This is a genomic window from bacterium (genome assembly GCA_021158245.1).
Taxonomy (GTDB): domain Bacteria; phylum Zhuqueibacterota; class QNDG01; order QNDG01; family QNDG01; genus QNDG01.
Map to the genome: position 1 here is coordinate 1 of JAGGVB010000119.1, position 10624 is coordinate 10624.

Here is a 10624-nt window from a genome sequence, read left to right on the forward strand (position 1 = left end):
GCAAAAATAACTGTTAAAGCACCAAGAATATATATTATACCCATAACAGGCACAATCTTCTCTGTTACTTTTGCAATACGCTTTATACCGCCGATAATTATTAAGAATAAAAGTATTGCGAGAGAACTGCCTAATGCCCAGAGAGGTATATTAAAAACCCGCTGAGTCGTACGAGCAATATTGTTAATCTGTGGGAGATTCCCTGTTCCGAAAGAACAAATCACTGTTGCAGCGGCAAAAATTACAGCCAGCCACTTCATGTTCAGCTTCTTCTCCATGTAGTACATGGGGCCGCCTGAAATGCTTCCATCAGATTCAACATTACGATATTTGTGTGAAAGACTGCACTCAACAAACTTTAATGTCATACCGAAAAATGCTGTTACCCAAAGCCAAAACAGTGCTGCAGGGCCTCCTATCCAGAGAGCCAGTCCTACTCCGCCGATGTTTCCAGTCCCGATAGTACCGGAAAGGGCAGTTGCAAGGGATTGAAAGTGAGTTGTATCGCCGGCAAAAGAATCTTTTTCATAACGCCCTGTTACAATACGCAGCGCATGCCTGAAAAATCGGATCTGAGGAAATCTGAGGTAAATACTGAAAAATATTCCTGTACCGAGAAGTATGTATGGAAACCATACGCTCTTGTTTCCGGCAAAGGTGTTGATCTGAACCAGTAAATTATTAATAGCATCCATAACTATCCCTTCATATAGGTAGGTATAAAACAGGTATTACAATGAATTTTCATATATATTTTATAAGAGAAAAAAAGAGGGAGATATTAATCTTCCCCTTATTTTGTGGAGACGGTGGGAATCGAACCCACGTCCGCAAGCAACATTCTGCAAACCACTACGTGCGTATCCTGTCTTTAATCTCGCTGAAACTGCCCGTCAGGCAGGGATAGTTTCAGCACAGTCTGCTAATTTTTCACTGATTTACCGCAGGCATGCAAATCAGCAATCCCGCCTTTGCGACGTTCCTTTGAAAACCACGGCAGGATTAGGTTTTCAGGAACGGGTTGCCTAAAACTAGGCAGCCATAGCGTATGAATAATCGCCAATTATTATAAGTTCCCGGATTTTTAACCAGGTTCCAGGACCTGGACACGCAATTCACAGAACATCTGCTCCCGTCGAAGCCAAGTCGTCCCCTTTCAAATGTCTGATAAAAATTTACAAAAATTTGATTTTAATGTCAACTCAATTATTTTGCTTGCTTAACAACATTATTGCAAAACTATCTTTTTAAAGATGCTTTGGAAAATCTGTATGATGGAATTTTTACATTATACTTAATTTCATTGATAATAAATTCCGTACCTTTTCCGTGCTTAAGCATATCCTTAAAAACAGCATGGGTTGCCACCCATCTCCCCTCTTTGAGTTCAATCTTTTTTACCGAAACTTTTCGAAGCAGAGTACTGCTTTTTGCATATCTTTGATCCTGAAGAATAAGATAGCGCTCTTTATCAACAAGAATAATCCTTTTTTTGTATGAAACATCCTCGCTTTTTGCATTAAGCTGAATCTTCCAGCAAGGCCTGCCAATGAATTGTTCTGTACCGATTATTACGGGATCGTAGTGATTAGATATTTTAGGATCTTCCATCATATCTTCATAGGTTAAATCAGATCCGAGTACTGACTGCCTGAGCATGTTGCCCGATATTCGGATTATTCTGTCAGTTGAAGGGGAATACATCCATAAATTGTCTTTTATTTTCAGCATTTTGGTCCCTTTTTCTCTGGCAGGAGCAATGTATTCTGTAAATGATTTCTCCTCTCCCTGTATCCACGACCTGGCCTTAACACTTCTGGTTGCTCTTCTTCCATGAATAATCATTGTGGAAATTACATATTTATTTATTGAGAGAGTGTTTTCTTCAACTCTTGATATGATCTTGTCAGCATCGGGCTGCTGATTAAACAGAATTAAAAAAAGTGCTGCCAAAGTAAAATTATACATTTTCATGTTAAGCCTCTAATTTTTTAAATAACTGTGCTGTATTTCTTTTAAAAATATTAATTCCGGAAATAGCTGAACCAAGAATTGTAGCGCATATTCCCGGGATAAAACCGATATAATAGCTTGTTGCATTTACGTCAGCCCTGATTACATCATTTACAGTAAGAGTGGCATTTCTGAACATTGATGACATGTTTAAACCATGATATTCAAGAAAGTAGCTTATTGCAAGGCCTGCCATAGTACCCAGAATTGAACCGAATATTCCAATGAGCAACGATTCAAGAATGAGGGATTTGTAAATTTTAGGTTTTGTCTCACCCATAGCCAGCCTTATTCCGAATTCACCGTATCTTCTTAATCCACCCAAAAGGCCTGCATTCCACAGTACAATTGACATTGCCCCTATAAAAATAAACGCAATTATACCGGAGAACATGGCAGCCATATCCAGATATGAGGCAAGTTCGTTCTGATTGTAAAGAGTAACCATTACAGGGGCAAACTCATCTTCTGAATCTTTGTACTTTTCATTAAAATTCTCTGCAATAGAACTGCTTTGATCCTTTATATAGAGATCATTTTTAAACAGGCCTATTATTTCTCCTGCACAATTCTCCATGTCAAGTGCCTGCTGAATTCCGGATAGATCAACAATAACAAGAGATTTATCCAGACCCGAAATACCAAATTGTACAGTACCGGAAATAACAAAATTCCACATAGTCATACTTCCGTTCATGGTACTGCTTATCAGAGTTACTGTATCTCCGGGAGAAACTTTTAATTTTTCTGCAAGAAGAGTGCTGACAATTATTTGGTCAGGCCTTGTGATAATTTTACCGGATACAATCTTGTTTTCAAGTTCAAGAATTCGTTTTTCAACAGAATTTTTGCCTGTTAAATCAACAGCCATACCGTAAACAGGAGTCTGCTCCTTTGTTTCACCCCTTTCATCAGGTATATCCAAAAGACCGCCGAACCTTATTCTTGGCTGCCAGTACATTGTCGGATACCTGCTGTTCAGGGATGCAAGGATCGAATCAACATCTGTCAATGCAAGGTCATTAGGAATTTGAGACTTTTCTTCAGCATAAGCTCGTGTCATAATTTTTACATGGCCTGTATCAAAATGAGCAGTTGTTCTTATCATTTCTGTCATAAAGCCATTTAAGTAGCTGTAGAGAAATACTGTAAGAAATACACCGGAAAAAACTGTCAGAATTGGAAACAGGGACCGTGACTTGTCCCTAAAAAGTCCTTTTAAGATAAATTTTATCATTGTTCCCTCTTAAATTGTACTTCCTCTTAATGCTTTTGTAGGTTTCAGTTTTGATATTTTTCTAGCCGGCAGATAACTGACAACTGCTGTTAAAATCAGCAGAATAATTAATGTGCCGAATATTAACTGAAGACTGTAATGGGGATAAAGAGTGTCGCCAAGTGCAAAACCATAAGAATCTGTTGCAGCGGGTAATTTCCATCCTTTTGTAAAAGTTAAATACATCAAAGGAAAACCGTAAACAAAAGCAATTAAATCAGCAAGAAAATTATATGCTATACCTTCGAATGTAAATAAAGCCACAACTTTTCCATTGGTCATGCCCAAAGCCATCAGAGTTCCTATTTCCTTTTTTCTTTTAAAAATTGACAGGGTTTGTGTGTCAAAAATAGCTATCATTGCTAAAAATATCAGGATAACGTAAAAAATCATTCCTCCTGCAGTTTTCGCCTGTACAAGTGTCTTAAGATCCTGCAGAAGAAAATCCAGATTTTTAAACGACCAATTATCATTGGTATTTACAGCTTGCGTATTTTTACCCAGGACTATGATAGTTGCTTCTTTATCAAGCCCGAATAATCCCTGTAATGTTGCAAGCGGCACCCATAATTGATTGTTGTCAATATTCTGAACATCTGTTTTCATTATTTCAACAACCTGAAAATTTATAGCATCAAACGCGCCTTTTGAATCTTTCCACTGAACAGTAAAAATATCACCCTTTTGCAGTCTTGCGGATTTTGCCATTCGGGTCCCTATTAATGCTGGAATAATTCCGTCTTCTGAATTTTTCAGAACATGGGACGGAATTGTTAATATTTTCTGCACAGGATCAATCCCTTTTAAAAGAACAGGACTGACCCTTCCATCCTTGTAAAGCATTCCTCTTGTAATTAAAATTGGAGTTGCCGCATTTTTTTCGATTAATTCTGAAAGTTGAGGAGAGATTATCTGGTGACTGTCATCAATTGAGAATGGATCGTATGGATCATATCCATGAGCCCAATATTGGCCTCCTCCAAGTTCAGCATCTATCATTGCTTTTGAGGCTTGCAGCTCCATTCCCTTGTATATTCCCTGAAGCCAAATTATCGTAACAATACTCAAGGAAAGGACAAATGAATTAAGCCAGGTTTTTATGCCTGCCCTGAATGTATTCTTTGCAGCAAGAACAGGAATGATCATTTTTCTATCCCCCTGTCCAAGGATTTTAATATTTCATCTTTGTCAATCTTACCGTCAACCAATGTGATTTTTCTTCCAAGATATTTCATCACCTTTTCATCGTGAGTGGCAAATAAGAACGTAATACCAAATTCTGAATTAAGAGTTCTCATTGTATTCATTATATTATGAGAATTTTTCGCATCCAGATTTGCAGTAGGTTCATCTGCAAGGATAATCTGTGGTTTTTTTACAACTGCTCTTGCAATTGCCACTCTCTGGCATTCTCCTCCGGATAATTCTTTTGGAAGCGATGCTGCCCTGTCTTTTAGACCTACCCATTCAAGAGCATCCATTACCATTTTTTTGCGTTCCTTTTTGTCCAAGTTTAATAGTAATAACGGGAATTCAATATTTTCGAAAACAGTATAAACAGGAAGAAGGTTGAAGGTCTGAAAAATGAAACCTATTTTTTTTGTTCTTAATTCTGCAGCTTTCCTGCTGCTGAGTTTCTCAACATTCTCACCCAGCACTCTGCACTCTCCTCCGGTAGGATTGTCCAAAGTTCCGATTATGTTTAGAAATGTAGTTTTACCTGAGCCGCTGGGTCCCACAACACCCGCAAATTCCCCACTTTTAAAAGAGATAGACAGATTATTAATTGCTTTTAATACTGTGTGCCCCATTGGATATTCTTTTAAAAGATTTTTCGTCTCGATGATTGTGTTATTTGCCATAATAACCTCTCATATCAATGATTGTATAAAAACATAAACTCAAATCCCTTGCCGCTGAATGCCTGATAAGCAGAATTTGAAATGGGAAGATTTCCCGAATTAATAAAACTTATCAGAAAAATCTGAAATTTGTCATAGGTCATCTTGAATTGCACAAATCTGTACCAATCTTTTGAACTGTCATTATAGAAAAAAATTGCAGACACAGAGTTTATCATATCTAAAGGATAATTAACTGTTAATGCAAATAACTTGGCCGGATATAAATTTGTACCAACTTTATCACCAAAGGATTGGTAAAAATATTCTACAGCTGCATATATGCCGTTTCCTGCAGAAAAGGTATAATCAACACCAAGACTTGCCATTTTCTGAAATTCAAATGCCGAACTTTGTATGTCCCTATGAATCAGACACATTTCTGACCATAAACCGAAGTTGAAATCAAGTCTCAGGTCTGCCCCGAATTTTGTTTCCTTAAATTGTGTCTTATTTATATTAAAAGGGATCAACTGGTCTTGTAATCCCGGTTTCTGAAAATTGGTTTCTCTTTCATGTACAGAAAATCCCATCTCTCCTTTTGAAAGAGGCAATTCTATTCTTCCGCCATATTCAGGTTTTTTAATATTAGACGGCAGGATCTCCCAGCCTTTTGTGCCTTTGTTTCTCAAAAGCCCCCAGAGCCACACATTGATATTACCGGGGAAATAATAGCGGAAAAGTGCGCTGTATACTCCTTTTGTCATCTGAAGCGGATCCCTGGGATCTAACTTTTCGAACCACATTAAAGGCCTTATAAGAAGCCCCGGGCCGAAATTAATACGCTGAAGCCCAATTCTTGCTTCGTATCTGTCAGAGGACAATCTCAACTGTAATCTGTAAAGATCAGAATTTATATCGGATCTGAAACCATTACCCATACTGGTTTTATTTAAAGATGAATTTATATCCACAGATAAAAGCGCATCAAGAGTATATTTACCAAAATGATATGCAAAAACAGACTGTGGTATATATCTTAGATTTGAGTAAAAGGAAGTGTTCTCGTTTCTGCTGTATAACAGAGAGGTAGAAACAAGGCCGCTGAAATCAACTGTCTGTGCAGAGGCAGAAACACAGTTTATTCCAATTAATAGGAAAAGGAAACTAATTCTCGTTCTCTGCTTTTTCACAAATTAATTCCTCTCCACGATACCGAAAAATACAAATTCAACCAGTTCTCTGATCATTTCCTGCGGGCTTTTAAAATGGGCTCTAAGTTGTTTATCTTTGATAATATCAGTGGATTTGTTCAGAATATACATGAGAAAATCCAGATCGAGATTTTTTCTTATCTCACCCTTATCCTGAGCCTTTTTTAAATCCTGCCTGAAAAATTTTAGATTTTTTTCACTGGCATTTTCCATTAAATTATTTAATTGGGGAAAATTGCCGCTGTATAAATCATTTAATATTTCAAAACTCAGATTTTCCGAATATTTGATTTTTAAAAGGATAATATTTTCCAGCTTATTTTTAAATGTATCATCACTGCTCATTATTTTGTTATAATCAGCAACACCTTCTTTAACAAGTCCATCTAAAATTGTACAGGCGAGGTCTACTTTATTTTTAAAATACTTGTAAAAAGTCATTTTGCTCACATTGCTGTGTTGACATATCTCTTCAACACTTACGCGTTTTATTCCGTATTTCCAGAATAGCTTTTTCCCGGTTGAGATAATCCTGTCAAATTTTTCATTTTTTCTTTTCATTTTCTCAATCAAACTTTATCTTGTTTTTAGACGTTTTTCGTTTTTATATACTTTTTTCGTATAATTTAATATAATTCATCTTTTTAGCAATGTCAAGCTTTGTTTTCTTGCATGGCAATTTTTTTTATTGTATTTTAGAGCTACAAAATTCAAATCATTACAAACGGATGATTTATGTTTTTTATTATTTTTTTAACTCTTTTATTTACAGTTTTTTATTTACTTTTGATCATAATCTGGATCAAAGGCCTGAATAATAGAAACGCAGCAATTACGTCAAAAAAATTAAATGTATCAGTTATAATTCCTACTCACAATGCTGAAGATACAATTCCTTCAGTAATTGAAAGTCTGAATGCACAGACTTATCCGTCTGAATTCTGGGAAGTTATTTTTGTTGATGACCGGTCAACAGACAAAACAGGAGAAATCTGTAAAAATGCTCTTAATTATATAGAAAATTCATCCTTGATTTCAATTACAAATGTTGACAGAAATGTATCTCCCAAAAAAAATGCCCTTTTAAATGGTATCAATAAAGCCAAAGGCGAAATTATTTTAACAACAGACAGTGACACTGTGTTACCGCCAGGGTGGATTGAATCAATGGTACAGTGCTATAGAGACGATGTTTCCATGGTTCTGGGCTATGCTCCCTACAGGACAGATATGCCTTTTGATAAATTATTCCATAAAATTCTCGCGCTGGAGTATTTTTCAATGGGTGCGGTTGCCGCAGGATCATGCGGAGCAGGTTTTCCTCTTACATCTTTCGGAGCGAATCTTTCTTTTCGAAAAAAAGATTTTTTTAAAATCGGCGGATACGGAGATACCATCTCAATTCTTTCCGGTGACGATGACCTGCTTATGCATAGATTCAGAAATTCCTGTAAAAATAAAATTATTTTTAATGCATCAAAAGAAAGCCATGTAAAAACAGATCCGCCGGCAGATTTAAAAGCATTCATACGCCAGCGGATCAGATTCAGTTCAAAGCATTTGGCTTATCCGTTAAAAGCAAAACTGATTATGGGCACAATTTATATTTTCCATCTGCTCCTGTTAATACTTTTAATTTCAACGCTGTTTAATTTAAAGCTCCTGCCGGTATCAATCAGTATTATTTTCACAAAATCTTTCTTTGAACTCTATTTTCTTAATAAGGCAAAAAAAATATTTAATGAGCGCAGACTTCTCAGATACTACTTCCCTGCTTTTCTACCACATCTTCTGTACGTTGTTTTTATTCCCATTTTTGCGCAGATTGCGCCTGAAAAGTGGTAGCTGCTGTTTAAAAACATGAAACCGGCAGGCATTATCCGAAAATATTCTCGTTCCCAAACTCTGGTTTGTCGGGGCTGTATCAAAAGTCGATTTGAAATCATTGCGAGGAGCGAAGCAACGAAGCAATCTCCGGAATTGAACCCTAATTGAGAAGATTACTTCTTCCGGCAAGCCGGAATCGCATGACAGGGCTGGGAATTTTGATACAGCCCCTGAATATCAGGAAAAAGAAAGATTATATGCAGCCTTTAAATAAATTCCCTACAGTACTCTATCTTTTATTAGAATACATATGCGTGCACAGCCCGAAGTACAGCTCTGCAGATTCCATTACAGTTTCAGAAAGAGTCGGATGAGGGTGAATTGTACCTGCAATATCATGAGCTGTTGCTCCCATCTGTATTGCAAGAGCACCTTCTGAAATCAATTCTCCTGCGCCTGCACCTACAACTCCCATTCCAATAATTTTATCACTCTTTTTGTCTATAATGAGCTTTGTAACACCGTCAGTTCTCCCGATTGTAACAGCTCTTCCAGAAGCTCCCCACTGAAAACGTGAGGCAGCATAATCAAGCCCCTTTTCCGAGGCTTCTTTTTCTGTAAGGCCGACCCATGCAACTTCTGGATCAGTAAACAGCACAGCAGGTATACAGGAAGGGTTGAACTCTTTTTTCTCACCGATGATATTTTCCACAGCGGCCTTACCCTCATGTGTTGCCTTGTGAGCAAGCATTGCGCCGCCTATTACATCGCCAATTGCATATATGGTATCATGCTCTGTCTGCAGATATTTGTTTACAAGGATAAATCCGCGTTTATCAAGTTTTACTTCTGTATTTTCAAGGCCGAGATCAGTACTGTTTGGTTTTCTCCCGATAGTAATGAGGACTTTTGAATAATCTTTTGTAAATTCCTCTTTTTCATTTTCAAATACAACCTGAACATTTTCACTCTTATCTTCAATCGAAACAACTTTTGTGCCTGTAATAATTTCTTTAAAAAGCTTTCTTGCAGATTGAGAAAAAATCCGTACAAGATCAGAATCAGCACCTGGAAGAATTGAATCCATAAGTTCAACAACAGAAACCCCGCTGCCGAGAGATGCATAAAACGAACCCAGTTCCAGTCCGATATAACCTCCTCCTACAACAAGCATTGATTCGGGTACAGAATCAATATCAAGAGCTTCTCTTGATGAAATTATATTGGGAGAATCCGTTGGAATTCCCGGAATCCATGCAGGAGATGAACCTGTTGCAATAATTGCGTTATTAAACCGGAGCTCTTTTGTCCCGCCGCTGGTCAATGTGACGATAATAGTTTCAGGATTCTTAAATACGGATGTTCCCTGAAGATATTCAATCTTCCTCTGTGCACAGAGCCTTCCCACTCCTCCGGTAATCTGCTTTACAACCATATCCTTTTTTTGTTTAATCATTTCCGGTTTGATTACAGGATTAGAAAAACTCACGCCCCATTTGTCCAATTCTTTTGCTTCTCTCAATACCTTTGTTGCGTGTAGAATTGTTTTAGTAGGAATGCAGCCTCTGTAAAGACAAACTCCTCCGGGATTGGGTTCAGGATCAATCATAGTAACTTTGACTCCTTTGTCAGCAGCAAGGAATGCAGCAGGGTAACCGCCGGGCCCGGCTCCGATAACAATTAAATCTCTTTTTTCTTCCATTAAATGTTTCTCCTGTTTATTTCAATCTTAGTTAAAAATTAATTTCATATTCGTATCCTAAATTTAATATGTGACATTAAGATTAGTAACATGGGAAATTAAATGGTAATCTAAGTTACTTTCAGGAAATTGTCAACATAAAATCTTTTTTTACTTACTTTTTCTCCGGCATCTGGGTTGCTCAAGTCTCTCGCAACGCACGCAGAGAACGCAAAGAAAAAATAAAAAAGAGAGTTGTTTGCCGGCATCTGAAAATCTCCGCCCCAAGTTCAACTTGTGACGGAGGGGAAATTCAACATCTCTTTATCTTTTTAATTCAAAATTTAACATTCAGAATTCAAAATTTCTTCTCTCTCATAACCTCACGTTAAAGAAAACCCTAAACCGCCCCAACCTATTCACTTTGTTGCTGAGCCGTACCCTGAGCTTGTCGAAGGGCTTGTCGAAGCATTCACTCCCCTTTTTTGTGAGTTTAAGTAAAAATAGAGCAACTGACAGAAATATCATTGTCTGCAAAAAAGTTTACTTTTATCTTGTAAGAGTAATAATTAGGAGTTGAAAATAATATACGGAAGCAGGTGTAAATTTTTCATAAGCAGGCCTCAGCCGGATATTTTTAAAGTTGAAATTACAATACCGGCAGAACAGGTATGAATAAAATTAAAACAATAATCATTGATGACGAACCTCTCGGCCGCGAAATAATCCGGGAATATCTCCAGGATCACTCTGACGTGGAAATTATGGCAGA

At 37.2% G+C, this 10624-nt stretch carries 10 protein-coding genes and 1 other RNA gene; 1 reads left to right on the forward strand and 10 read right to left on the reverse strand.

The window, feature by feature from the left end:
* The 8 genes from J7K93_06735 to J7K93_06770 form a co-directional block, all read right to left on the reverse strand.
* The coding region (locus J7K93_06735; GenBank protein MCD6116691.1) for a sodium:alanine symporter family protein at positions 1-695 on the reverse strand (695 nt) is incomplete at its 3' end.
* A gap of 103 nt (positions 696-798) precedes the next feature.
* Positions 799-1154: a transfer-messenger RNA gene (gene ssrA / locus J7K93_06740) on the reverse strand.
* Between the two features lie 85 nt (positions 1155-1239).
* Positions 1240-1974 carry an outer membrane lipoprotein-sorting protein gene (locus J7K93_06745; GenBank protein MCD6116692.1) on the reverse strand — a complete coding sequence of 245 codons (735 nt, stop codon included), beginning with the start codon at positions 1972-1974 and terminating at the stop codon, positions 1240-1242.
* 1 nt (position 1975) lies between these two features.
* Positions 1976-3250: an ABC transporter permease gene (locus J7K93_06750; GenBank protein ID MCD6116693.1), complete on the reverse strand. Its 1275-nt coding sequence runs from the start codon at positions 3248-3250 to the stop codon at positions 1976-1978.
* Between the two features lie 9 nt (positions 3251-3259).
* Positions 3260-4435: an ABC transporter permease gene (locus J7K93_06755; GenBank protein ID MCD6116694.1), complete on the reverse strand. Its 1176-nt coding sequence runs from the start codon at positions 4433-4435 to the stop codon at positions 3260-3262.
* Entirely contained in the window at positions 4432-5151 is a 720-nt protein-coding gene (locus J7K93_06760; protein MCD6116695.1) for an ABC transporter ATP-binding protein, read from the reverse strand. Before J7K93_06760 ends, J7K93_06755 begins: the two co-directional genes overlap by 4 nt.
* Before the next feature lie 14 nt (positions 5152-5165).
* On the reverse strand, positions 5166-6323 hold the full coding sequence (locus J7K93_06765) for a hypothetical protein (protein ID MCD6116696.1): 1158 nt from the start codon (positions 6321-6323) through the stop codon (positions 5166-5168).
* 3 nt (positions 6324-6326) lie between these two features.
* Positions 6327-6905, reverse strand: coding sequence for a TetR/AcrR family transcriptional regulator (locus tag J7K93_06770; protein MCD6116697.1), 579 nt, complete (start codon positions 6903-6905; stop codon positions 6327-6329).
* Between the two features lie 174 nt (positions 6906-7079).
* On the opposite strand from J7K93_06770, the gene J7K93_06775 reads away from it, so the two are divergent.
* Positions 7080-8189: a glycosyltransferase gene (locus tag J7K93_06775; protein ID MCD6116698.1), complete on the forward strand. Its 1110-nt coding sequence runs from the start codon at positions 7080-7082 to the stop codon at positions 8187-8189.
* Between the two features lie 271 nt (positions 8190-8460).
* On the opposite strand, the gene lpdA is transcribed toward J7K93_06775, so the two are convergent.
* On the reverse strand, positions 8461-9873 hold the full coding sequence (gene lpdA, locus J7K93_06780; protein MCD6116699.1) for a dihydrolipoyl dehydrogenase: 1413 nt from the start codon (positions 9871-9873) through the stop codon (positions 8461-8463).
* Between the two features lie 110 nt (positions 9874-9983).
* Entirely contained in the window at positions 9984-10121 is a 138-nt protein-coding gene (locus tag J7K93_06785) for a hypothetical protein (GenBank protein MCD6116700.1), read from the reverse strand.
* Positions 10122-10624: the final 503 nt, after the last annotated feature.

What these genes read in the sequence shown, in the direction of transcription:
- J7K93_06745 (MCD6116692.1), bottom strand. Translation starts at nt 1,974, where the DNA reads ATGAAAATGTATAATTTTACTTTGGCAGCACTTTTTTTAATTCTGTTT.
- J7K93_06785 (MCD6116700.1), bottom strand. Translation starts at nt 10,121, where the DNA reads ATGCCGGCAAACAACTCTCTTTTTTATTTTTTCTTTGCGTTCTCTGCG.
- J7K93_06755 (MCD6116694.1), bottom strand. Translation starts at nt 4,435, where the DNA reads ATGATCATTCCTGTTCTTGCTGCAAAGAATACATTCAGGGCAGGCATA.
- J7K93_06770 (MCD6116697.1), bottom strand. Translation starts at nt 6,905, where the DNA reads ATGAAAAGAAAAAATGAAAAATTTGACAGGATTATCTCAACCGGGAAA.
- lpdA (MCD6116699.1), bottom strand. Translation starts at nt 9,873, where the DNA reads ATGGAAGAAAAAAGAGATTTAATTGTTATCGGAGCCGGGCCCGGCGGT.
- J7K93_06775 (MCD6116698.1), top strand. Translation starts at nt 7,080, where the DNA reads ATGTTTTTTATTATTTTTTTAACTCTTTTATTTACAGTTTTTTATTTA.
- J7K93_06760 (MCD6116695.1), bottom strand. Translation starts at nt 5,151, where the DNA reads ATGGCAAATAACACAATCATCGAGACGAAAAATCTTTTAAAAGAATAT.
- J7K93_06750 (MCD6116693.1), bottom strand. Translation starts at nt 3,250, where the DNA reads ATGATAAAATTTATCTTAAAAGGACTTTTTAGGGACAAGTCACGGTCC.